Source organism: Mycobacterium sp. 050134 (genome assembly GCF_036409085.1).
Classification (GTDB): domain Bacteria; phylum Actinomycetota; class Actinomycetes; order Mycobacteriales; family Mycobacteriaceae; genus Mycobacterium.
Map to the genome: position 1 here is coordinate 233,466 of NZ_JAZGLV010000003.1, position 20,750 is coordinate 254,215.

24 protein-coding genes and 3 pseudogenes are annotated in these 20,750 nt (G+C 69.0%); 9 read left to right on the plus strand and 18 right to left on the minus strand.

The features are described from left to right. Nucleotides 1-230 precede the first annotated feature (230 nt). From SKC42_RS04830 to SKC42_RS04850, 5 genes and pseudogenes are all read right to left on the minus strand, one after another. Nucleotides 231-407: a PE family protein gene (locus SKC42_RS04830; RefSeq protein WP_330963159.1), complete on the minus strand. Its 177-nt coding sequence runs from the start codon at nucleotides 405-407 to the stop codon at nucleotides 231-233. Between the two features lie 79 nt (nucleotides 408-486). Further along, the gene (locus SKC42_RS04835) at nucleotides 487-2,382 is read right to left on the minus strand and encodes an ABC transporter family substrate-binding protein (protein WP_330963280.1); all 1,896 of its coding nucleotides are present in this window, start codon (nucleotides 2,380-2,382) and stop codon (nucleotides 487-489) included. 45 nt (nucleotides 2,383-2,427) lie between these two features. Next, nucleotides 2,428-4,317, minus strand: coding sequence for a translational GTPase TypA (gene typA, locus SKC42_RS04840; RefSeq protein ID WP_330963160.1), 1,890 nt, complete (start codon nucleotides 4,315-4,317; stop codon nucleotides 2,428-2,430). Between the two features lie 63 nt (nucleotides 4,318-4,380). Next, nucleotides 4,381-5,060 (minus strand): annotated as a pseudogene (gene narI / locus SKC42_RS04845) (respiratory nitrate reductase subunit gamma). Beyond that, nucleotides 5,053-5,145, minus strand: a pseudogene (locus SKC42_RS04850) (nitrate reductase molybdenum cofactor assembly chaperone); the annotation flags it as partial. The pseudogenes narI and SKC42_RS04850, both read right to left, overlap by 8 nt. Between SKC42_RS04850 and SKC42_RS27670 the strand changes: the two are divergent. Continuing rightward, nucleotides 5,103-5,438, plus strand: a complete 336-nt coding sequence (locus tag SKC42_RS27670; protein ID WP_442931980.1) for a hypothetical protein — start codon at nucleotides 5,103-5,105, stop codon at nucleotides 5,436-5,438. The pseudogene SKC42_RS04850 and the gene SKC42_RS27670 sit on opposite strands and share 43 nt — an antisense overlap. 113 nt (nucleotides 5,439-5,551) lie before the next feature. On the opposite strand, the pseudogene SKC42_RS27675 reads toward SKC42_RS27670, so the two are convergent. Continuing rightward, nucleotides 5,552-5,635 (minus strand): annotated as a pseudogene (locus tag SKC42_RS27675) (hypothetical protein); the annotation flags it as partial. A gap of 38 nt (nucleotides 5,636-5,673) precedes the next feature. Next, nucleotides 5,674-6,066, minus strand: a complete 393-nt coding sequence (locus tag SKC42_RS04860) for a (deoxy)nucleoside triphosphate pyrophosphohydrolase (RefSeq protein ID WP_330963161.1) — start codon at nucleotides 6,064-6,066, stop codon at nucleotides 5,674-5,676. A 26-nt stretch (nucleotides 6,067-6,092) separates the two neighbouring features. Between SKC42_RS04860 and SKC42_RS04865 the strand changes: the two genes are divergently transcribed. Then, nucleotides 6,093-6,377, plus strand: a complete 285-nt coding sequence (locus SKC42_RS04865; protein ID WP_330963162.1) for a 4a-hydroxytetrahydrobiopterin dehydratase — start codon at nucleotides 6,093-6,095, stop codon at nucleotides 6,375-6,377. 96 nt (nucleotides 6,378-6,473) lie between these two features. On the opposite strand, the gene SKC42_RS04870 is transcribed toward SKC42_RS04865, so the two are convergent. Then, nucleotides 6,474-7,697, minus strand: a complete 1,224-nt coding sequence (locus tag SKC42_RS04870; RefSeq protein ID WP_330963281.1) for a mannosyltransferase — start codon at nucleotides 7,695-7,697, stop codon at nucleotides 6,474-6,476. Between the two features lie 175 nt (nucleotides 7,698-7,872). On the opposite strand from SKC42_RS04870, the gene SKC42_RS04875 reads away from it, so the two are divergent. Together SKC42_RS04875 and SKC42_RS04880 are read left to right on the plus strand one after the other, a co-directional pair. Continuing rightward, nucleotides 7,873-8,538 (plus strand): hypothetical protein, encoded by a 666-nt coding sequence (locus SKC42_RS04875; protein WP_330963163.1) that lies wholly within the window; start codon nucleotides 7,873-7,875, stop codon nucleotides 8,536-8,538. Between the two features lie 16 nt (nucleotides 8,539-8,554). Then, on the plus strand, nucleotides 8,555-9,607 hold the full coding sequence (locus tag SKC42_RS04880; RefSeq protein ID WP_442931991.1) for an Rv1157c family protein: 1,053 nt from the start codon (nucleotides 8,555-8,557) through the stop codon (nucleotides 9,605-9,607). A 49-nt stretch (nucleotides 9,608-9,656) separates the two neighbouring features. On the opposite strand, the gene SKC42_RS04885 is transcribed toward SKC42_RS04880, so the two are convergent. Genes SKC42_RS04885 through SKC42_RS04900 form a run of 4 tightly spaced genes read right to left on the minus strand, consistent with a single transcriptional unit; the run spans nucleotide 9,657 to nucleotide 11,032 of the window. Then, complete coding sequence (locus SKC42_RS04885; protein ID WP_085253955.1) at nucleotides 9,657-9,803, minus strand: DUF1059 domain-containing protein; 147 nt, start codon at nucleotides 9,801-9,803, stop codon at nucleotides 9,657-9,659. Further along, the gene (locus SKC42_RS04890; RefSeq protein ID WP_330963165.1) at nucleotides 9,800-10,381 is read right to left on the minus strand and encodes an HhH-GPD-type base excision DNA repair protein; all 582 of its coding nucleotides are present in this window, start codon (nucleotides 10,379-10,381) and stop codon (nucleotides 9,800-9,802) included. Before SKC42_RS04890 ends, SKC42_RS04885 begins: the two co-directional genes overlap by 4 nt. Before the next feature lie 4 nt (nucleotides 10,382-10,385). Further along, the gene (locus tag SKC42_RS04895; protein WP_330963166.1) at nucleotides 10,386-10,571 is read right to left on the minus strand and encodes a DUF5302 domain-containing protein; all 186 of its coding nucleotides are present in this window, start codon (nucleotides 10,569-10,571) and stop codon (nucleotides 10,386-10,388) included. 17 nt (nucleotides 10,572-10,588) lie between these two features. After that, nucleotides 10,589-11,032, minus strand: coding sequence for a PPOX class F420-dependent oxidoreductase (locus SKC42_RS04900; RefSeq protein WP_330963167.1), 444 nt, complete (start codon nucleotides 11,030-11,032; stop codon nucleotides 10,589-10,591). 56 nt (nucleotides 11,033-11,088) lie between these two features. On the opposite strand from SKC42_RS04900, the gene SKC42_RS04905 reads away from it, so the two are divergent. Beyond that, on the plus strand, nucleotides 11,089-11,610 hold the full coding sequence (locus SKC42_RS04905) for a DUF1697 domain-containing protein (protein WP_330963168.1): 522 nt from the start codon (nucleotides 11,089-11,091) through the stop codon (nucleotides 11,608-11,610). Next, nucleotides 11,607-12,431, plus strand: coding sequence for a class I SAM-dependent methyltransferase (locus SKC42_RS04910; protein ID WP_330963169.1), 825 nt, complete (start codon nucleotides 11,607-11,609; stop codon nucleotides 12,429-12,431). The genes SKC42_RS04905 and SKC42_RS04910 overlap by 4 nt, the downstream gene beginning before the upstream one ends. 163 nt (nucleotides 12,432-12,594) lie before the next feature. Here the strand turns inward: SKC42_RS04910 and SKC42_RS04915 are convergent, their stop codons facing one another. Further along, entirely contained in the window at nucleotides 12,595-12,960 is a 366-nt protein-coding gene (locus tag SKC42_RS04915; RefSeq protein ID WP_330963282.1) for a GntR family transcriptional regulator, read from the minus strand. Nucleotides 12,961-12,997: 37 nt separating this feature from the next. On the opposite strand from SKC42_RS04915, the gene SKC42_RS04920 reads away from it, so the two are divergent. Both SKC42_RS04920 and SKC42_RS04925 read left to right on the plus strand, forming a co-directional pair. Further along, the gene (locus tag SKC42_RS04920; protein ID WP_330963170.1) at nucleotides 12,998-13,711 is read left to right on the plus strand and encodes an SIR2 family NAD-dependent protein deacylase; all 714 of its coding nucleotides are present in this window, start codon (nucleotides 12,998-13,000) and stop codon (nucleotides 13,709-13,711) included. A 435-nt stretch (nucleotides 13,712-14,146) separates the two neighbouring features. Then, a complete protein-coding gene (locus SKC42_RS04925; protein WP_330963171.1) occupies nucleotides 14,147-14,428 on the plus strand; it encodes a hypothetical protein in 282 nt (93 codons plus the stop codon). A 114-nt stretch (nucleotides 14,429-14,542) separates the two neighbouring features. On the opposite strand, the gene SKC42_RS04930 is transcribed toward SKC42_RS04925, so the two are convergent. From SKC42_RS04930 to SKC42_RS04940, 3 genes are read right to left on the minus strand one after another with little or no spacing between them, the layout of a single operon-like run. Beyond that, nucleotides 14,543-15,184, minus strand: coding sequence for a class I SAM-dependent methyltransferase (locus SKC42_RS04930; protein ID WP_330963172.1), 642 nt, complete (start codon nucleotides 15,182-15,184; stop codon nucleotides 14,543-14,545). Beyond that, the gene (locus tag SKC42_RS04935; RefSeq protein WP_330963173.1) at nucleotides 15,181-15,888 is read right to left on the minus strand and encodes a TetR/AcrR family transcriptional regulator; all 708 of its coding nucleotides are present in this window, start codon (nucleotides 15,886-15,888) and stop codon (nucleotides 15,181-15,183) included. Before SKC42_RS04935 ends, SKC42_RS04930 begins: the two co-directional genes overlap by 4 nt. Next, nucleotides 15,881-18,214, minus strand: a complete 2,334-nt coding sequence (locus SKC42_RS04940) for an MMPL family transporter (RefSeq protein WP_330963174.1) — start codon at nucleotides 18,212-18,214, stop codon at nucleotides 15,881-15,883. The genes SKC42_RS04935 and SKC42_RS04940 overlap by 8 nt, the downstream gene beginning before the upstream one ends. Before the next feature lie 305 nt (nucleotides 18,215-18,519). Here SKC42_RS04940 and SKC42_RS04945 point away from each other — a divergent pair, with 305 nt between their 5' ends. Then, nucleotides 18,520-18,651, plus strand: a complete 132-nt coding sequence (locus SKC42_RS04945; protein WP_330963175.1) for a hypothetical protein — start codon at nucleotides 18,520-18,522, stop codon at nucleotides 18,649-18,651. A 133-nt stretch (nucleotides 18,652-18,784) separates the two neighbouring features. On the opposite strand, the gene SKC42_RS04950 is transcribed toward SKC42_RS04945, so the two are convergent. After that, nucleotides 18,785-19,537 (minus strand): 3-hydroxyacyl-CoA dehydrogenase, encoded by a 753-nt coding sequence (locus tag SKC42_RS04950; protein ID WP_330963176.1) that lies wholly within the window; start codon nucleotides 19,535-19,537, stop codon nucleotides 18,785-18,787. Between the two features lie 41 nt (nucleotides 19,538-19,578). Further along, a complete protein-coding gene (locus tag SKC42_RS04955) occupies nucleotides 19,579-20,661 on the minus strand; it encodes a CaiB/BaiF CoA transferase family protein (protein WP_330963177.1) in 1,083 nt (360 codons plus the stop codon). Nucleotides 20,662-20,750 lie beyond the last annotated feature (89 nt).

The window sequence follows — 20,750 nt, forward strand, 5'->3', positions numbered from 1 at the left end:
TCAATTGTCCCCCGCGGCCCGGTTCGTGCGGGTTCTCGCGACGACGGGAGCGTATCGCTATGTCGCCGTGAAAACGGCGATTTGCATTAACTAATGCCGCGGACGCCCGGCGCGGAAAAATCTGTAAGCCATCCGTTACCTTTAGGCCATCGAATTTATCCGCCGCGACACCCGCGGGCGGGTGCCGGCCCGGGGCGGGGCGGCCAGAATGAGTCCGGCAAGTCGGGGTCCTAAGGTGCCACATTCCCCAGGCTCTGCACGACGTTGACCTCGGCGTTCGCGTAGGCGTTCGCCCCGGCCGCCACGAGCTGCACAACCCGCAGATGGAACGCCGCCGCCTCGGCGCTAAGCGCCTGGTAGGCCTGACCCTGGGCGTCGAAGAGGGCCGCAACCCGGGACGAGCACAACGTATCGCCGATAGATGATGAAAAGAACCGTTTCCGGAAGTGTTCGTTTTCGGCTAACCGAGGAGAGGATCGGCGTGCGCTACGGCCCGGTTTTCACCCATTGGCCGGCGTCGCCCACGATCCCAACGGGCACCGCGCCCGACAGGCTGACGTTTCGCACGCTGGGCCCGGCCGCGACGATCGTGGTGTCCTGCAGGATCGGCAGGACCGTCGCCATATTCCATATGCGGGGCTCGACCGCGGTGATCACCTCGTTGATGCTCTTGGTGCCGTTGAGCGCCGCGTCGATGTTCGACTGAATGCTGCGATCGCAGATCCCCGTGAGGTTCGACGGCGCCTGAACCAGCGCGCCGGGCTCGGGCGGGCGGCTCGGTGTCTGTGTGGGGGTGGGCGGGGTGGTGGCCGGCCCGACGGAGCCCGACGGGCTGGCCGAGGGGCTTGCCGGGGGGCTTGCTGATGCCGCTTTCGAGGTCGGCACCTGCGTCGTCTGCAGAGCAGGGCAGCCGTACCGCGACGCCAGCAACGTCGCGAGGTTTCCGCCCGCCTGATGCCAGCCGACGATGGCATCGACCTGATTGTTGGTCAGCGCGTCGCGGTAGAGCGACACCGGGTCGAGCGCGAGCACCGTCGCGGCGATCCCGACGTTGCGCAGCTGGTCGGCGACGGTGTTGGCCACCGCGACCGACGTCGAGTCGTTCGCCGCCACGCCGATCACCAGCGACAGCTGCTGGCCGTCTTTGCTGATCCGGCCGCGAATGACTTCCGGCGGCCCCGTGCTCGCCGGCGTCGGCGCGGGTGACGACGACGCGGTGGACTCGATCGTGTACCCGGCACCCGTCAGCAACGCCAGCGCGGCGGGCGTCGTCATCGCGGGCGGCGCGGTCGGCTCGTAGCCCGGGTCGCTCGGCGAACGGATCTGGGCCTGGTCCAGCGTCACGGTGTTGTCGCTGCCGGCGCCCACGGCCGCGAGCAAATCGACGTCCAGCAGCCCCAGGATCGCCTTGCGAACCTGCGCATCCGACAGCTTGGGCTCGTTGGCGCGCAACGTCAGCTGCATGACCCGGGGCGTGACGATGCGTGCGGTGCGCACGTCGGGGATGGCGGACAGCTGAGCGAAGGCGGCCGATCCGCCGTGCACCTGGGCCACCTGGGTGTCGCCGTTGCGGACCGAGTCGGCCAGCGCGGCGGGCGCGCCGGCGCGCCGGAACAGGATGAGCGCCGGTTTGGCCGGGGGCCCCCAGTAGCGGTCGTTGCGGGCGATCAGGATCTCGTCGCGCTGGGGATCGATGCTCTCCACCCGGAACTGGCCGGCCGTTACGGGCATCGCGCGGGCCAGCCCCGCCGCGAAGCCGCCGGGCACGTCCTTGACGATGTGCGCCGGCAGGAGATTGCTGAACAGTTCCTTCCACGCCGGATATGGCTGCGAGAAGGTCACGACGGCCTGCTTGGCCCCCTCCAGCGACTGCACGCCGGTGATGAGGTCGTAGCCGGCGGGGTCGACGACGCCGGGCTGGCTGACCATCTGTCGCCACAGGTACCAGAAATCGTCCGCAGCGACCGGCGCGTTGTCGGTCCACTGCGCCTCGGGCCGGATCTTATAGGTGACCGTGAACGGATTCTGGCTCGTCACCTCGGCGGACACCAGGAGCGTCGGGTCCATCTCCCAGCGCGAGCCCGTGGGCGTCCCGGGGTCGGGGACGGGCCGGAACGCGCTCGGCAGCACCAGCGCGCTGATCGCGGCGTTCACCGGCGACAGGTCGGACAGCAGGTGCGGGTTGAACCCGGCGCCGATCGAGTCGATGCCCATGATGATCTGGGTGACCCGCGGCGGCGGCGGGGGCGAGTTGTGCGGCGTGTCGGTGCTCTGCGGCGCCGGCGGCGGGTTCACCGTGCAAGCCGCCAGGGTCAACCCGACCAGCGAGATGAGGACGCCGATCGCCGTGAGCAGGCGGCGGGCTCGTCTCGGCACGCCGATCAGGGTATCGAGCAGCCGCGCAGCAGCCCGCCCATGCACGCGCGATTAACCCCGCGCCTTGGCCCGCGACCGGCTGCGCGCCCGGGTTGTGGCGTCCAATTCCACCTTGCGCACCCGCACGATCTCCGGGGTCACCTCAACGCATTCGTCGGACGCGCAGAACTCCATCGCCTGTTCCAGGTCGAGCTCGAGCGGCCTGGCCAGCGTCTCAATGACGTCGGCGGTGGACGACCGCATGTTCGTCAGCTTCTTCTCTCGGGTGACGTTGATGTCGAGGTCCTCCGCGCGCGGGTTGATCCCGACGACCATGCCCTCGTAGGTGTCCTGCCCCGGCTCGACGAAGAACTGGCCCCGGTCGGCGAGCTGGATCATGGCGAACGGCGTGATCGCGCCGGCCCGGTCGGACACCAGCGAGCCGGTGTGTCGGGCCCGGATCTCCCCCGCCCACGGCCGGTAGCCGTCGAACACGGCGTTGGCGATGCCGGTGCCACGGGTGAGGGTCAGGAAGTCGGTGCGAAAGCCGATCAGGCCGCGGCTGGGAACGATGAAGTCCATGCGGACCCAGCCCGCCGCGTGGTTGGTCATCTCCTCCATCCGGCCCTTGCGGCCGGCCATCAGCTGGGTGATGGCGCCGACGAACTCCTCGGGGCAGTCGATCGTCATGGCCTCGAACGGCTCGTGCAGCTTGCCGTCGATGGTCTGCGTGACCACCTGCGGCTTGCCGACCGTGAGCTCGAAGCCCTCGCGCCGCATCTGTTCGACGAGCACCGCCAGCGCGAGCTCGCCGCGGCCCTGCACCTCCCAGGCGTCGGGCCGGTCGATGTCGACGACCTTGATGGACACGTTGCCGACGAGTTCGGCGTCCAGGCGCGATTTCACCATCCGGGCGGTCAACTTGTGGCCCTTGACCTTGCCCGCCAGCGGCGACGTGTTGGTGCCGATCGTCACCGAGATCGCCGGCTCGTCGACCGTGATGCGCGGTAGCGCGTGCGCGTGGTCAGGGTCGGCGAGCGTGTCGCCGATCATGATCTCCGGGATGCCGGCGACCGCGACGATGTCCCCGGCGATCGCCTCGTCGGTGGGTGTCCGCTCCACACCCTCGGTCACCAGCAGTTCGGTGATCTTGGCGCTGGTGATGACGGGGTGGCCGTCCACCTCGCGCATCCAGGCCACCTGCTGGCCCTTGCGGATCCGGCCCTTGTAGATGCGGATCAGCGCGAGCCGCCCGAGGAAGGCCGAGGCGTCGAGGTTGGTGACCAGCGCCTGCAGCGGCGCCTCGGGATCACCCTGCGGCGGCGGGATGTGCTCGAGCAGGACGTCGAACAGCGGATCGAGGTTGTCGCCCTCGGGGTTCTGGCCGTTGGCCGGTTCCGTCGTGCTGGCGATGCCGGCTCGGCCCGAGGCGTACAGCGTGGGCAGGTCGAGGGCATGCTCGGCGGCCTTCTGCGCTTCCTCGTCGAGGTCCGAGGCCACGTCGAGCAGCAGGTCGTGGCTTTCGGAGACGACCTCGGAAATCCGGGCGTCCGGCCGGTCGGTCTTGTTGACCACGAGGATGACCGGCAGGTGGGCGGCCAATGCCTTGCGCAGCACGAAACGCGTCTGCGGCAGCGGCCCCTCGGACGCGTCGACGAGCAGCAGCACGCCGTCCACCATGGACAGGCCGCGCTCGACCTCCCCGCCGAAGTCGGCGTGGCCCGGGGTGTCGATGACGTTGATCACCGTGACGGTGCCGTCGGGGTGGTGACGGTGCACCGCGGTGTTCTTGGCCAGAATGGTGATGCCCTTTTCTTTCTCCAGGTCACCGCTGTCCATGATGCGTTCTTGGGCGTCGTCACCGCGGTGCGTCAACGCACCGGACTGCCGCAGCATCGCGTCGACCAGGGTCGTTTTGCCGTGGTCGACGTGGGCGACGATGGCGACATTACGGAAAGGCACGTCGGTGATTCTGGCAGCGGCGACCTTAGATAGCGAACCGGCAGGTGCGGCCCCGTTCCGGCGCTACCAGCCGCGGCGGCGCGGCGCCGGCCCGGCCAGTTCCCCCCTGGGCGCGACCTCCCGGCTGCGGTACACGATGTAGGGCCGGAACAGGTAGACGACCGGCGCGCTGAACACGTGCACGAGCCGCGTGAACGGCCACACCGTGAACAACACCATCCCGATGAGGGCGTGCAGCTGGTAGTCCAGCGGCGCGTTGACCATCACTTCCCCGTGCGGCTGCAACAGCCAGATGCGCCGGAACCACAGGCCGACGGTGTAGCGGTAGTGGAACTCGCCGCCGTGCGGCCCGGTGCCGAGCAGGTCGCAGTACAGGCCGACTACGACGGCGAGCACCAGCACCACGTACGTCAGCTTGTCGGCGCGGGTGGTGGCCGCCGACACGGCCGCGGCGGGTGAAGCGCCGGTGGATCAGCAGACCGATTCCGGCCAGCGTCGCGAGGCCCGCCATCGACCCGGCGACCACCGCCTGGAGGTGATAGGCGTAGTCGCTGACGTGCAATGGGTGGGTGACCGAAGTGAAAGATCGGGCTGCCGGTGCGCAACAACCGCGACTCGTAAACCTGCGACGACCGGGACGTCCGGCCGAACTTGTCGTATCTGCATCGCCACCACGTCCCGACCGCGAGCACCGCGAGCGTGACATAGGGCGCGATGTCCCAGAACAAGACATTGCTAAACATGCTCCGCCCCTTCCGGGCGCCGCGTCGGCACACTCAACGTAAATGGCTGCAGCCCAACGGCTTCGGCGGGCGGCCCGGCATCCGCGCGCCACGGTGGCGCCCTCGCCGTTGACCATGGCGAAGCTGGGCAGGCGGACGAGCGCCGTGTCCATGCCGGCGGCCGTGAGGTTTCTTACCCGGAGCCAGCCTGTCGCCGCGCCGTTCCAGCTTGATGAGGAAGGGCAGGTCGGTGTAGCGCGCGAAGTCGGCGAAGAACGAAACCTCCTTCTGCACATAACATTCCGAAATGATGACGCGACCCATCGCCATGGCCAGTCCCCGTCGGTGCCGGCCGCGCATGGCATCCACTCGTCGGCGAACTTCGTGTTGTCGGCGTAGTCGGGGCTGACCGTCACCACCTTCGTGCCGCGGTAACGCGCCTCGGCCATCCAGCGCGCGTCGGGGGTCCTGGTGATCGGGACGTTGGAGCCCCACATCATCAGGTAGGCCGCGTCCCACCAGTCAGCGGATTCGGGGACGTCGGTCTGGTCACCGAACACCTGCGGCGAAGCCACCGGCAGGTCGGCGTACGTGTCGGCTGCGGAGCGACTGTGGGCTTCCGATGAAGTCGCTCTCAGAGCGCTCGGCGCAGGTCGGGAAGCCAGGCGCGGTCGGCGGGCACCCAGTCCACCTCGTCTAGCTCCGCTGCCGTCAGCCACCGCAGCGCCCGGTGGTCGTGGGGCTGCGGTTCCCCACGGACCAAGCGGACGCGGTAGGCGCGCAGGATCGCAGCGGGGTGCAACGGGACATCGCCCCCGAGCCGGTCGCCGACCTCCACGTCGGATGGGGCCAACCCGAGTTCCTCGGCCAGCTCGCGGGCCAAGGCCTCGGGCTCCGCCTCGCCAGGCGTGACCTTGCCGCCGGGCAGCTCCCACCGACCGGCGAGCTCCGGCGGCCGGTCGCGCTGCGCCACCAGGAGCCGGGAGCGACGGATGACGGCCCCCGCGACGACGATCTGGGTCGGCATGGGCAGTGACGGTATACGGTCGGAACATGGCTGTGTTATCGGATGAGCAGGTAGACGCCGCGCTGCCCGACCTCAAGGGATGGGAGCGCGCCGACGGCACCCTGCGCCGGTCGATCAAGTTCCCGACGTTCCTCGGGGGCATCGAGGCGGTGCGCCGGGTGGCCGAGCACGCCGAGCGTAAAGACCATCATCCGGACATCGATATCCGTTGGCGGACGGTCACTTTCGCGCTCGTCACGCACTCGGAGGGCGGCATCACGCAACAGGACGTCGACATGGCGCGCGACATCGACGGGATCGTCGGCGACTAGGGCGTACGCGCCCGACCGCCGGAATTGCCGCCACAGTCGCCCTTCGCCGGAGGTCACGACCGCCCCCGCAATCTCGATGCCAGCGCGAGCGGGCGACTACCTCCTCGCAGGACGTCCGGAGGCCGCGATCCAGATCAACGTCGCCACCGCCGCCACGATGTAAGCCAGGCCGGCCCAGGCCAGGTACCAGGGGCGGCTGATCTGCCAGATGTTCGGCTGCGCGAAGCTGAGCAACCACGGCACGCCGATGATGGCGTACGCCAACCACCCCCAGCCCACCGCCCGCGCGCCCGGGCGCTCGCGCCGGGGGCCGTGGATCGCCCACATCATGAGCGGCACCAGCCACACCCAGTGGTGGGTCCACGAGATCGGCGACAGCAGCAGGCCGAAGAGCTCGACCACCAGTAACCTGCCCAGCCGGTCGGCGTCATCGAGCGCACGCCAGGCCAGGATGGCGGCGACCGCCGTCACGGCGAGGGCGGCCAGCACGATCGGACCGTAGCCGGCGTCGTGGCCCAGGATGCGTGAAATGCCGCCCCGCCACGTCTGATTGAACGCGGTGGCGATCGGGCCCACCCGGCGCGCGTCGCCCAGCAGCCGCGTGAAGTAATACCGCGTCTGGTCGCCGACGACCAGCGCCGACACGGCGATGGTCGCGGCGAACACCACCGCCGAAAACGCCGCCGCGCCCCACCGCCGAGCGCCCACCAGGTAGACGCCGCCGATGGCCGGCGTCAGCTTGATTCCGGCCGCCACGCCGACCAGCAGGCCGGTCAGCCACCACCGCGAGCTGTACACCGCCCAGAGCACCGCAAGCATGAGCAGGACGTTGACCTGGCCGTAGTCGAAGGTGCTGCGCAACGGTTCGATCCAGATGGTGATCGCCGTCCACAGCATCGCGACGCGGTGACCGCCGACGCCCAGGAGCCGTTGGCTGACTCGGACGGCGCCGTACAGCGCGGCGATGGTCGCGATCTGCCACAGGAAGGCGACGACACCGAACGGCAGCAGGTGCAGCGGGTAGAAGACGACCGCGGCGAATGGCGGATAGGTGAACGGCAACGGGAAGTCGGGCGTCTGTTCGGCGTAAACGTAGCTGTAGAGGGTGCCGGGGTGGTCGATCGCCGCGGCGCCGCCCAGGTAGACGTGCAGGTCGACGAAGTTCGCCCCGTGCGGCGCCAGGTAGGTCCACGCCAGGCGCGCCGCGATGCTGACGAGCAGGAGCAGCGGCGCCGCCGCCTTGAGCGCGTCGGCGAGCCGCCGGGTCCGGGGTGCCGCCGGGGCGGCCGGGGTGCTGTCTATTCGCCCGACTTTAGCGATCCCGCCAGTCGGAGCCGCGGACGATACGCGACGGCGGCGCTCCGCCGAAGCGGTCGATAACCGCCATCACTCGTATCGATAACGATCAAATAAATGCCACACGTGTCACTTGAGTCCCACCAGCATCAAAGTAGCTTCGGCCAGGGACCAGTCGTCGAAACAACCAGGGAGAGTCATGCCAACCATCTGGACTTACTTGCGAGCAACCGCCGTCGTGGTCGGTTCGTCCGCCGCGCTGCTGACGGGCGGGATCGCCCACGCCGACCCCGTGCCGGCTCCGCCGATACCGAACATTCCGCAGCAGCTGATCAGCTCGGCCGCCAACGCACCACAGATCCTGCAGAACCTGGCGACCGCGCTCGGCGCGACGCCGCCGGCGCCGCCGGCCACCCCGGGCATCAGCTTCCCGGGTGTGCCCTCGGCCGCCGCCCCCGCCGCCCCTGCGTCGGCCCCCGGACTGCCGTCGATCCCGGGCCTGACGTCGCCGACGGCCCCGGCCGCGACCGCGCCGACGGGCCCGCAGAGCCTGCTGCCCGGCTTGCTGGGGCAGGCGCCCGCGACGCCCGCGGCCCCGGCCGCCCCGTCGATTCCGGGTCTGCCATCCATCCCGGGGCTTTCGGCACCGGCGGCCCCCGCCACGCCGCCCGCCCCCCAGATGCCGCAGGCGAAGGTCGACATGCCGGCGTTGCCGGCGGGCCTGCCGGTCAACGTGCCGCCGCAGCTGACACTGCCGCAGGATCTGACGGCGCTGGCCACCGGCGCAGCACCGGCCGCGCCGGCCGCAGCACCCGCGGCCACCCCGGCCAGCCCGATGTCGCCGCTGCTCTCGGCCATTCCCTGATCGACCCACCAGACAGCTGAGCCACTACCCAGGACCGGAGGATTTCGTGGCAACCAATTGGTATCTGTCCAAAGGTTTGGCCGCTGTCGTCACGGCGTCGGCCGCCGCGCTCGGGATGTGCCCCAGCGCGGCGGCCGAACCGGCGGCGCCTCAGCCGAACACCCAACAACTTCCGGGCCTGCCGGCGTTATCGCAGCTGAGCCCGATCATCCAGCAAGCGGCCAGCAATCCCGGGCAGGCAACCGAGCTGCTCATGGCCGCGGCGCAGGCGTTCACTCATAACCCGACCGCACCCTCGGAGTCCAAAACCGTTGCGGCCACGGTCAACCAGTTTGTTCAAAAGCCGGGTACGCCGGTCGCCCTGAACACCGGGCCGGAGCCCCACGTACCGGCGACGGGCATCGAGCCCGGCCTGCAGTCTCACCTGCCCACGGGTATCGATCCCGCCCACGCGGCCGGCCCGGCACCCGTCGCCGCGCCACCGGCGGCCGCGCCACCGGCCGACGCGCCGCCCGCGGCAGCCCCGCGCACCGCCGAGGCGGTTGCGGCACCCGCACCGGCACCCCCCGCGCCGGAGGCCGCACCGGCACCCACGCCGGCTCCCGCGGCGGAGGCCACACCCGCACCGGCACCCGCGCCGGCTCCGGGTTTCGGCCCTGACGCGCCGCCCACGCAGGACTTCATGTACCCCTCGATCGGCACGAACTGCCTTGCGGACGGCACCAGCTCGATCGCCACCGCGCTGTCGGTCGCGGGGCCGGCGAAGATCCCGACGCCCGGCCCGGGCCCCGGGCAGACGGCCTACGTGTTCACCGCGGTTGGCACCCCGGGTCCCGCTGACGTGCAGAAGCTGCCGCTGAATGTGACCTGGGTCAACCTGACCACGGGCAAGTCCGGAACGGTGGCGCTCAAGCCGCGCACCGACATCAACGGCGAGGGGCCAACGACATTGACCGCGATCGCCGACACCGGCTCGGGGAGCATCATGTCGACCATCTTCGGCCAGGTCACCACCAAGGAACGGCAGTGCCAGTTCATGCCCACCATCGGTTCGACGGTGGTGCCCTGACGGGTCCGTATGACGGCGGCGCGCGTGTCAGCTGGCACGCGCGCCGGCGTCAGTACGCCATGAAGAGAATGGCGTCGCGGTCGTACTCGAGGTTGGGGTGGGCGCTGGCGAGGTGAGCCTGGGTCAGGTCGACCAGCTCGTCCTCGTCCTTGCCGACGATCGCTTCCCCGCACGGGCAATTCAGGTGCGTCTTCACGTTGCCGCCTTTTCCTTCGCTGCTGCCTTCATCTGTTTTTTGTAGGAGCGCACCCGCCCAAGCGATTGGGCGTCGACGATGTCGGCGACGGAGATGTGGGTGCCGGGCTGACCGAACTCGCCGGCCGCCTCCCGCCAGCCCGTCGGCGTCACGCCGTACTGCTTGCCCAGCAGCGCCAGAAAGATCCGCGCCTTCTGCTCGCCGAAACCGGGGAGCCCCTTGAGCCGGCGCAACAGCTCCGCGCCGTCCGGGTTGCCGGACGTCCACAGCGCCGCCGCGTCACCTTCATAGCGGTCCACCACGATCTGCGCGAGCGCCTGAATGCGCTTGGCCATCGACCCCGGAAAGCGATGTATCGCCGGCTTTTCCGAACACAGGGCGGCGAACTTGTCCGGGTCATAGTCGGCGATCTCGCCGGCGTCGAAGCCGCCCATCCGGTCCGCGATCTTCTTCGGCCCCGCGAAGGCGGTCTCCATCGGCACCTGCTGGTCGAGCAGCATGCCGACGAGCAGGGCGAAGGGATTGTCGTCCAGCAGCGCGTCGGCGACCGGGTCCTGGACAAGCTGAAGTTTCGGCACGCGCCTATCCGCTCTTGCGCCGGAACTCGCGGCGGTTCTCCACCGGGCCGTGCGCCCGCGGTTGCGCGGCGCCGGCCTTCTTGTGGTCCGATCCGCCGGACGACTTCGCCACCTTGCGGTCGAGGGCTTCCTTGAACTTGCGCTTGTTGTCGTCCTCGGGTGCCGCCCCGGAAGACTTCGATCCAGTCATAGCCGAAAGCCTAACGGCTATCGCACCCCCGGGGGCATGCCGTACACGTGCGAGATCGGCAGCGTCAACAGCACCCGCCGGTCGGTGACCATCGCCCGGCGGTAGTCGTCCCAGTCGGGGTGCTCGCCGGCGATGTTGCGATACAAAGCGATCAGGCCCTCGACGGTGTCGTCGTCCGGGGCCGCCGCGGGCGGGGTGAGCTCCGCCGTCCCCTCCGCCACGGCGTACGACCAGCCGTCGTCGGCGTCGACCAGGATCGACGCACGCGGGTCGCGGCGCAGGTTGCGCGTCTTGGCCCGCGGCTCGGTGATCGAGACCCGCAGCACGAGCTCGCGGGGGTCGAAGTGGTAACTCACATTCGACAGCTGTGGGCGCCCGTCGCGCTTGATGGTGGCCAGCACCCCGAGGGAGTTCCCGCTGATCACGGCCAATAGCTTGTCGTCGAAAACCTGGCGTCCCATGTCGAAAGCGTACGTCGCCGTTGCCACGTTCCCGGCTCGCCTGATGGAATCTGATCATGTCCGAGTACGCGGCGTTCCTGCGCGGCGTGAACGTCGGCGGCGTCAACCTCAAGATGGCCGAGGTGGCGCGCGCGCTGAGCGAGGCGGGGTTTACCGACGTGCGCACGATCCTGGCGACCGGCAACGTGCTGCTGGGCGCGTCCGGGGGTGTCGCCGCGGTGCGCAAGAAGGCGGAAGCCGCGCTCCGCGACAACTTCGGTTATGACGCGTGGGTGCTGGTCTACAGCCTGGACGCGGTGCGCGCGATCTCCGACGCGTACCCGTTCGAGCGCGAGGTCGACGGCTACCAGTCCTACGTCACGTTCGTCGCCGACGGCGCGGTGCTGGACGAACTGGCCGGGCTCGCCTCGGGTGCCGGTCCCGACGAGAAGATCACCCGCGGTGACGGGGTCATCTACTGGCAGGTGCCCAAGGGCTGCACGCTGGACAGCACGATCGGCAAGACGATGGGCAAGCCGCGCTACAAGTCGTCGACCACGACGCGCAACCTGCGCACCCTGGACAAGGTGCTGCGGTGACCCCGTCGCGGCACAAGGTGGTCCTCACCGGCGTGTCCGAGACGGCGTTGCTGACGCTGCACGCCCGGGCCCGGGAGGCCCGGCGCTCGGACGCGATCCTCAACGATCCGATGGCGATCGCGCTTCACGACGCGATCGAATTCGACTTCGCCAAGTTCGGTCCCACGCGCCAGGACATCGCGCTGCGCGCCTTGGCGTTCGACGCGCAGACCCGCGCGTACCTCGCGGAGCACCCCGATGCGACGGTCGTGGCGTTGGCGGAAGGCCTGCAGACCAGCTTCTGGCGGCTGGAAGCGGCCGTTCCGGGCGGCCGATTCCGTTGGTTGACAGTCGATCTGCCGGCGGTCGTGGACGTGCGCTCCCGGCTGCTGCCCGCGTCGCCGCGGGTGTCGGTGTGCGCGCAATCCGCCCTGGACTACAGCTGGATGCAATCGATCGACGCCGCCGCGGGTGTGTTCATCACCGCCGAGGGGTTGTTGATGTACCTGCAACCCGAGCAGGCGCTGGGGCTGATTGCCGCGTGCGCCAAGGCTTTTCCGGGTGGGCGCATGTTGTTCGATCTGCCCCCGGCGCTGTTCGCGACGGTGAACCGATACGGCATGCGAACGTCGTTGCGCTACAAGGTGCCCGCGATGCCGTTCACCCTGTCGGCGCGGCAGGCCGCCGGCCTGACCGACACGATCCCCGGGGTGCGCGCCGTCCACGACCTGCGGTTCCCACCGGGACGCGGCCTGGTCTTCAATACCCTGCTGTCGGCGGTCTACCGGACCGCCGCGCTGCATCCGCTGCGGCCGCGCCTGACGCTGCTGGAGTTCGGCTAATGTCGTGAATCGTTACTCAGTGCACCAGCATCTTCGACCGCTCATCCCGCTGGCGAATACGTCGAACGTGGGGGAAAAGTACAAAACCGCCAACACTTTTCCTCCATAAGACCCACGCTCGGAAACAGGAGCGAGGGCTGCACCCGAATTAACGACTCGGACGCTAGCCGTCCGGAACGGCCTCGACGTAGCGGACCGCATCCTCCTTGCCCAGCCCGAGGTCCCGCGCGACGCGGATGTATTCGCGGGCCGCGGCCGCCATCGCCGCGTCGGTCGGGTCGTAGCGGGCGACGAAAGTGCCGAAGCGACCACGTGTTTCGATGAAGGCCGCCGACTCCAGCTCACGGTAGGCGCGGGCGACCGTGTTGGCCGCCACGCCGAGTTGCCCGGCCAGCTCGCGGACCGTCGGCAGGCGGGTGCCGGGTGGCAACGCGCCCTCCCGCACCCCGTCGATGACTTGGTTCCGGAGCTGGTCGAACAGCGGCCTGCCCGCCTTGACGTCCACCCGCAACCACTCACGCAACTCCACCCGTTCAGTATCCACCCGACCCGACTATCTTGGTGGGATGCGTGTAACGGTGCTGAGCGGCGCGGGGATCTCCGCGGAGAGTGGCGTGCCGACGTTCCGTGACGACAAGAACGGATTGTGGGCCCGCTTCGACCCTTACGAGTTGTCCAGCACGCAGGGGTGGCGCGACAACCCCGAGCGGGTCTGGGGGTGGTACCTGTGGCGCCACTACCTGGTGGCCGAGGTTCAGCCCAACCAGGGGCATCTCGCCATCGCCGACTGGCAGAAGCACGTCGAGGTCACCGTCATCACCCAGAACGTCGACGACCTGCACGAGCGCGCCGGTAGCGCCCCGGTGCACCACCTGCACGGAAGCCTCTTCGAATTCCGTTGTGCGCATTGCGGTTTACCCTACACCGGCACGCTGCCGAAAATGCCGGAGCCGGCGCTGGAGGTCGAGCCGCCGGTGTGCCACTGCGGCGGGCTGATCCGGCCCGACATCGTGTGGTTCGGCGAGCAGTTGCCCGACGAGCCGTGGCAGCGTGCCGTCGAGGCGACCCAGGCCGCCGACGTGATGGTGGTGGTGGGTACCTCCGCGATCGTCTATCCGGCCGCCGGGCTGCCTGAGCTGGCCCTGTCGCGCGGCACGGCCGTGATCGAGGTGAACCCCGAAAACACCCCGCTGTCCAAGAGCGCCACGATCAGCGTCCGCGAGACGGCCAGCCAGGCCTTGCCCGGCCTGCTCGAGCGGCTCCCCGCCCTGCTGGGGTGATCAGGCCCGCGCACACCGCGCCGCTCATCCACAGACTTGCGCGTTGAGCGCCGTTTCGACCCGGCGGTGTCGGCCGGCTCGAAGATCCTGCGGTCATGCACAGCGACGAGCCGTTCATCGGCAGTGAAGCGGTGGGCGGTGGGATTCTGCGGCCCCATCAATTGCGGTCGCGGTACCGCACCGTCTTTCCCGATGTTTATGTTCGGCGCGCACATCGGCTGACACCGGGCGATCGGGCCGTGGCGGGCTGGCTGTGGTCGCGCCGCCAAGGAGTTCTCGCCGGGTTGACGGCCGCGGCGCGGCAGGGATCGAAGTAGGTGGACGAACACCTGCCCGTCGATTTGGTTTCGCCGAACGCCCGGCCGCCCCGGCGGCGTCCGCACCTACGACTTCCGGCTGCGCCCCGACGAGTCCCATGAGGTCGCCGGCATTCCCGTGACGACTCCGCGGCGCACGGCCTTCGACGTCGGCCGGATGATGACGCCGGATCTCGCGGTGGCTCACTCGGACGCGCTTGTTCGAGCGACCGGCCTCAAGGTGCGCGACGTTCTCGAAGTGGCCGATGGGCATCGCGGAGCGCGAGGACTCCGGCGATTGGAAACCGCGCTGGACCTGGTGGACGGTGGTGCGCAGTCACCGAAGCAGACCTGGTTGCCTTCTGACATCGTGCGCCGAGTCCGCAACGCGCTCGGCATCCGCGCATCGAGCCTGCGCTGACCGCGCCGAGCCTGCACCCACATCGCGATTCATCCCAAAAACACGCGCCGTACGCAGTTTCGGCGCGAGGAACGCAGGCTCGGCGAGAAGGAACGCAGGCGAGCGGCGCGAAAGCTACGGCCTGCGTGCGCGACCCAGCGCCAGCTCCGAAACCGGCAACGGCGCCCACAACGGGAGCGTCAGCTCGCGCCGCGACGTGTCGACCTCGAAGCCGGCGTTGACGATCGAGCGCTCGGTGTCGCGGTGGGTGTGGCAGTTTCCAAACAGCTTGGGCCACAACGTCGCATCGGCGAGCCGCTGGTAGCGGCCCCGCACTCCGGCGCTCGCCACGTGCTCGAGGTAGCGCAGCTCCCCGCCGGGCCGCAGCAAGGAGTAGAGCCGCCGCAGCACGCCGTCGGGGTCGCGCACGGAGCACAACACCAGCGAGCACACGATGGCATCGAACGGTTCCTCGCCGCCGAGTCCCTCCGCGCTCTGGTTGGTCACGACGATCGGGACGTTCACCGCCGCCGCGGCCGCCTCGGCGTGGGCGGCGAGCCTGGGCTCGGGTTCGACGGCCACCACGTGTTCGACCGAGTCGGGATAGTTGACGAAGTTGGTCCCGACGCCGGCCCCGACCTCCAGCACGCGCCCGGTCAGGCCGGCCAGATTCTCCCGGCGCAGGGCGCGCACCGCCTCGGTTTCGTGTGACGCGACGAAGGGCCAGATCCGCGCGAAAAAGGGGTTATCGATTTTCGCCAGCCCGGCCTGCGTCATCTCTGCGGATCCTTCCACCGACGATGTGTCGTCACCCACTCCGCCAACATTTGCGGCGTGGCATCTGCGTCGCAGTATCCCATTACCACCTGACCACAGAAGACGGAGCACAGCACGCTGTCGGCGAACACCTCGATCTCGCCAAAGGGTAAGTGCGGCTTGGCGATCACCATGGCCGCCACCCCATGCACCGCGCTCCACAATTGCAGAGCGACCTTGGTCGGGTCGTCGCGGTGGTAGATGCCGTCGTCCATCAACCTCCGTACGGTTGCGCGCAGGTATCCGAACGCCGAACTGTCCAGCGTCACGTCCACGCTGCTCCCCGACCGCCACTGCCCCATGGTGGCGATCCGGTAGAGCTCCGGGTTCTGCGTGGCGAACCGCACGTAGGCCAGTCCCTGAGCGCGCAACACACCGACCGGTGACGTGTGTTCGTCCAACGCGCGCCGCATCTCCGAGTCCAGGTTTTCGAAGTAGCGCGCGCACACCGCGTCCATCAGCGCTTCTTTGTCGGCGAAATGCAGGTAGATCGAGGGCGGCGTGACGCCGACTCGCTGCGCCACCGATCGGATCGATACAGACGGCGCGTGCCCGGTCTCCAGCAACAGGCCGGTGGCGGCGTCCAGGATCTCGTCGCGGAGCCGCACTCCGGCGCCCCGCGGGGCCCGCGCCCGGCGCAGGCCCTCGATTGGCCCGCTAACCAATTTTGGTCACCGACTCACTGACTACCCGGCCGTTGTGCTGGACCGGCCCGGCAACCGGCTCGACGGGGCCGGGCGCTGGCGGCGGCCCCTCGCTGATCCCGAACCGCTCGTGCAGCCACACCAGCGGCTTCGGCGCCCACCAGTTCCACCGGCCCATCACATGCATGAACGCGGGGACCAGCACCATCCGCACCAGGGTGGCGTCAGCGAACACCGCCAGCGTCAGGCCCAGGCCGAACATCCGCATGAACGACACGTGGGCGGCGATCAGGGCGGCGAACGACATCGACATCACCAACGCGGCGGCGGTGATCACCCGCCCGGTGCGGGCCACGCCCAGCGCGACACTTTCGTCGTTGGCGGCATGCGCCTGCGCCCCGGGCACCTTCGCCGGCCGGGCCGCGCCGGACTCGAGCCAGTACTCCCGAATGCGGGACACCAGGAACACCTCGTAGTCCATGGACAGACCAAACGCGATGCAGAACAGCAACACCGGCATATTCGCCACCAGCGTGCCGCTCGGCGTCGTACCCAGCGCGCCCAGGTGCCCGTCCTGGAAGATCCACACCAGCGCACCGAACGCCGCCGTCAGCGACAGGACGTTGCAAAACAGCGCCTTGATCGGCAGCACCACGCTGCCGGTCAGCAGGAACAGCAGGGCGAAGGTGATGGCGGCCATCAGCCCCAACACCAACGGCAGCCGGTCGGTCACGGCGTCGACGCTGTCGCGGTTGACCTGCGCGACGCCGGCCTTTTCGACGGGCCGCCCGCCCGGCCCGGGCACGCCGCTGAGCCGTTGGAGCTGAGCGTCGGACGCCTGGGAGAACAGCGGCGCCGCGCTGTTGACCGTGAGGAACGCGCTCCCGTCGGCCATCCCGGTGGCCCCGGCGGGCGGTCCAACCCGGTTGCCGCCGACGAACGTCCCGGTCGGCGCATTGACCGCCGACACGTCCGGGACCCGCGACAGGGCGGCGGCGTACGGGTCGAGGTCCGCCGGGTTCAGCCCCCGGGCGTCGGGGATGACAACGGGCACCGAGGTCGCGGAATCGTTGACGAAGTTGGTGCGCAACTGGTCGCCGACCTGGTGCGACGAGGCCGAGCGCGGCAGCACCCGGTCGTCCGGGAAACCCCACTTGACCTCGGTAAATGGGAGTCCCAGCAGCACCAGCAGCGCGATGACGGCGGTGCCGATGGGCAGCCAGCGCCGCATCACGAACTTGCTCGAGCGATACCAGAACAGCTCCTCGACGGGCTCGTGCGCGGGATCCCGCCGGCGCAGCGCCCGGCGCACGAGCCGACGCACGTCGAACGCGTCCAGTATCGTGCCCAACAACACGATGGCGGCGGGGGTGATGACGATGGACGCGGTCGCGACGAAGGCCACGGTGGCCACCCCGGCGTAGGCGAACGACTTCAGGAAGTACATCGGAAACAGCGCCGTGGCCGACATCGACAGCGCGACGGTCACCGCGGAGAACAGCACCGTGCGGCCCGAGGTGGCCATCGTCCGGATCAGCGCCTGTTCCGGGCTGCTGCCCTCGGCCAACTCGTCGCGGTAGCGACTGACGATCAGCAACGTGTAATCGATCGCCAGTGCCAGGCCCAGCGCCGTGCTCAGGTTGAGCGCGAAGATCGAGACCTCGGTGGTGAACGTGATGAGCCGCAGCACCGACATCGACCCGACGACGGCCAACGCTCCGAGCGTCATCGGCAACGCCGCCGCGAGCAGTCCGCCGAACACCCAGACCAGAACCAGGAAACTCAACGGGATCGCGATGATCTCCATCACCAGGAGGTCTTCCTGGTTCTGCTTGTTGATCTGGGCGTACTGCATCGCCGAGCCGCCGGCCCGGACCGCCACGCCGTCACGGTCATGCACGAACGCGTCGGACAGCTTCTGCGCGTTCTTCTGCCCGTCGTTTTCCCCACCCTTGAGGTTGACGACGATCAGGCCCGACTTGCCGTCGGCGCTCGTCAGGGTCTTGGCGGTCTGAGGCGGCGCGGTCCACGCCGACGAGACGTTGTAGACCAGCGGCGACTGCTGCAGGTCGCCGACGAGTTCGGTGGCCACCTTGCGGGCCTGCTCGCTATCGGCGCCCGAAGGCGCGGTCACCAGGATCAGCAACTGCTGGCCGCTCTGCCCGAATTTGTCGGTCAGCACCCGGATCGCGCGGGCCGACTCGGAGTTCGGGTCCTGGAAGCCCCCCGCGGACAGGCTGTCGGCGACCGGGATGCCGAAGACCGCGGCGGCGACAAAGACCAAAAATCCGATTGCGACGATGCGTCGCGGGGCGGCGATGGCCAGTCGAGCGATCCGCTGCAACATGTCCAGCCCTTCCGCCGCCGGTGCTGTACGCGCTGGCCGCTTGCTAATTCGCGATAACTTATCAACGCTAACTTACGTGCGTCAAACAACGCCTCCCCTAAGCACGGCGACAGGAGAGTGCGGGTTCACGGATTTTCCAAACCGCCTCGAGGCTAAGAGTCCGGCCAGAAAAATATGCCGCGAATAAGCCGCCCAGGGCCGAAGACGCCGGCAAGACCGCGGGAAACCTACCCGCCGGTAAATTGCCACCATTTTCCGAATCGAGACTCAAAGATTCCTTAGAGGTGACCCATACGCTCAGTGTCATGTGGATCGACGACACAAGTGCCGACGTCATCAAGGCTGACTTCGAGGCCCTCTACCACGGGGACATGTTGGTGGAAGGTCTGACGTCAGAACAGTTCGACGAGTTCCAGCCGTTGCCGACGGCGAGTTGAGGTAAATCATGAGCATGCTTGCACGGTTACTAATGGCCGAACCCGCCGTCAGCCGGTGGTTCCGCCGCTAGGCGACTTCACCCATAACGAAAGCCCCCCGCACATCGCGGGGGGCTTTCGTTATGGGTGCGAATCAGCGGGGCGCCATGCGGATGGCGCCATCCAGGCGGATGACCTCGCCGTTGAGCATCGGGTTTTCGATGATGTGCACCGCCAGGGCACCGTACTCGTCGGGGTCACCGAGGCGGGCCGGATGCGGCACCTGCTTGCCGAGCGAGGCCTGCGCCTCCTCCGGCAGCGAGCCGAGCAAGGGGGTCTTGAACAAACCTGGCGCAATCGTCACCACGCGGATCAGCTCGCGCGACAGGTCGCGAGCGATCGGCAGGGTCATGCCGACCACGCCGCCCTTGGAGGCCGAGTAGGCGGCCTGGCCGATCTGGCCGTCGAACGCGGCGACCGAGGCGGTGTTGATGATGACGCCCCGCTCCTCCCCGAGCGGCTCCGTCTTGGCGATGCGCTCGGCCGCCAGCCGCAGCACGTTGAACGTGCCGATCAGGTTGACCTCGACCACCTTCCGGAACCCGGCCAACGGGAACGGGCCGTCCTTGGACAGCGTCTTGATGGCGTTGCCGATGCCCGCACAGTTGACGTTGATGCGCACCGGGCCGAGCGACTCGGCCGTGTCCAGAGCCTCGGTGACGCCGGCCTCGTCGGTCACGTCCGTCTGTGCGAAGTGCGCGCGGTCGCCCAGCTCGCGGACGGCCTCTTCACCGCGCAGGTCGACCACCACCACCTGCGCGCCGGCGTCCAGCAACCGCTTGGTGGTCGCCAGGCCCAGCCCTGACGCGCCTCCGGTAACGACGGCTACGGCGTCTCTGATCTCCATGAAAACCCTTCCCGCGTCCAGCCAACCAGTTGGTTGGCTGACTATACCCAGTCGCGCAGAACCGCTTCGACGTCGGCTGCCGGGTCCGCCGGGCGCGGGGTCTGGGGCGCGGTGCGCGAGAAGCGCGGCGCGGGCAGCGGCTGCAGGCCGCCGTTCACCTCGTAGAAGGTGTTGCGCTCGGTGATGTGTGGTTCCGTCTGGACTTCGCCGAACGCCAGCACCGGCGTCACGCACGCGTCGGAATCGGCGAACACCTTGGCCCAGTGGTCGCGGTCGTGCTTGGCGAAGGCCTCCGTCAGCGCGGCCCGCAGCTCGGGCCAGCGGGAGACGTCGTTCTGCGCCGGCAACTCGGCGCCCTCGAGGCCCAACCCGGCCAGCATCGCGGCGTAGAACTGGGGCTCGATGGCCCCGACCGCGACGTAGCGGCCGTCGGCGCACTCGTAGGTGTCGTAATACGGCGCGCCGCCGTCGAGCATATTGGTGCCCCGCGCGTCCGACCACAGCCCGGAGGCGCGCAGCTGCCACATCATCTGGATCAGCACGCTGGAACCGTCGACCATCGCGGCGTCGATGACCTGGCCCTTGCCCGAACTCTGGCGCTCCCACAGCGCCGAGAGGATGCCGACCAACAGGAACATCGAGCCCCCGCCGAAGTCGCCGACCAGGTTCAGCGGCGGCACCGGCCGCTCGTTCGCGCGTCCGATCGAGTGCAGGATCCCGTTGAGCGAGATGTAGTTGATGTCGTGGCCCGCCTGCTGGCTGCGGGGCCCGGCCTGTCCCCAGCCGGTCATCCGGGCGTAGATCAGCCGGTCGTTGACCTTTGCGCATTGCTCGGGGCCGAGCCCGAGCCGCTCGGTGACGCCGGGCCGGTAGCCCTCGATCAGCACGTCGGCCTTCGCGACGAGCTTGAGGACGAGGTTGCGGCCCTCCTCGGATTTGAGGTCGGCGGTGACGATCCGCCGGTTGCGCAGCATCGCGTCCTTCACGGCGCCGCTGGGACCCGTCGACGGACGGTCGATGCGAACGACGTCCGCGCCGAGGTCCCCCAGGATCATCGCGGCGTGCGGGCCGGGGCCGATGCCGGCCAGCTCGACAACCCGCAGCCCATTCAACGGTCCAGCCATGATGTTCCGACCTTTCGTCCGCACCGACGTCGTTGGCATCTTCTCAGCCGCGGTCGACGGCCGCGCGGGCCGGTCACCTAATCTGAGGC

Bases quoted from the DNA above. Each gene is read 5' to 3' on its own strand.
- SKC42_RS27670 (WP_442931980.1), top strand. From the start codon at position 5,103: ATGGCTGCAGCCCAACGGCTTCGGCGGGCGGCCCGGCATCCGCGCGCC.
- SKC42_RS04860 (WP_330963161.1), bottom strand. From the start codon at position 6,066: ATGCCGACCCAGATCGTCGTCGCGGGGGCCGTCATCCGTCGCTCCCGG.
- SKC42_RS04865 (WP_330963162.1), top strand. From the start codon at position 6,093: ATGGCTGTGTTATCGGATGAGCAGGTAGACGCCGCGCTGCCCGACCTC.
- SKC42_RS04875 (WP_330963163.1), top strand. From the start codon at position 7,873: ATGCCAACCATCTGGACTTACTTGCGAGCAACCGCCGTCGTGGTCGGT.
- SKC42_RS04895 (WP_330963166.1), bottom strand. From the start codon at position 10,571: ATGACTGGATCGAAGTCTTCCGGGGCGGCACCCGAGGACGACAACAAG.
- SKC42_RS04900 (WP_330963167.1), bottom strand. From the start codon at position 11,032: ATGGGACGCCAGGTTTTCGACGACAAGCTATTGGCCGTGATCAGCGGG.
- SKC42_RS04905 (WP_330963168.1), top strand. From the start codon at position 11,089: ATGTCCGAGTACGCGGCGTTCCTGCGCGGCGTGAACGTCGGCGGCGTC.
- SKC42_RS04920 (WP_330963170.1), top strand. From the start codon at position 12,998: ATGCGTGTAACGGTGCTGAGCGGCGCGGGGATCTCCGCGGAGAGTGGC.
- SKC42_RS04930 (WP_330963172.1), bottom strand. From the start codon at position 15,184: ATGACGCAGGCCGGGCTGGCGAAAATCGATAACCCCTTTTTCGCGCGG.
- SKC42_RS04940 (WP_330963174.1), bottom strand. From the start codon at position 18,214: ATGTTGCAGCGGATCGCTCGACTGGCCATCGCCGCCCCGCGACGCATC.
- SKC42_RS04945 (WP_330963175.1), top strand. From the start codon at position 18,520: ATGTGGATCGACGACACAAGTGCCGACGTCATCAAGGCTGACTTCGAG.
- SKC42_RS04950 (WP_330963176.1), bottom strand. From the start codon at position 19,537: ATGGAGATCAGAGACGCCGTAGCCGTCGTTACCGGAGGCGCGTCAGGG.
- SKC42_RS04955 (WP_330963177.1), bottom strand. From the start codon at position 20,661: ATGGCTGGACCGTTGAATGGGCTGCGGGTTGTCGAGCTGGCCGGCATC.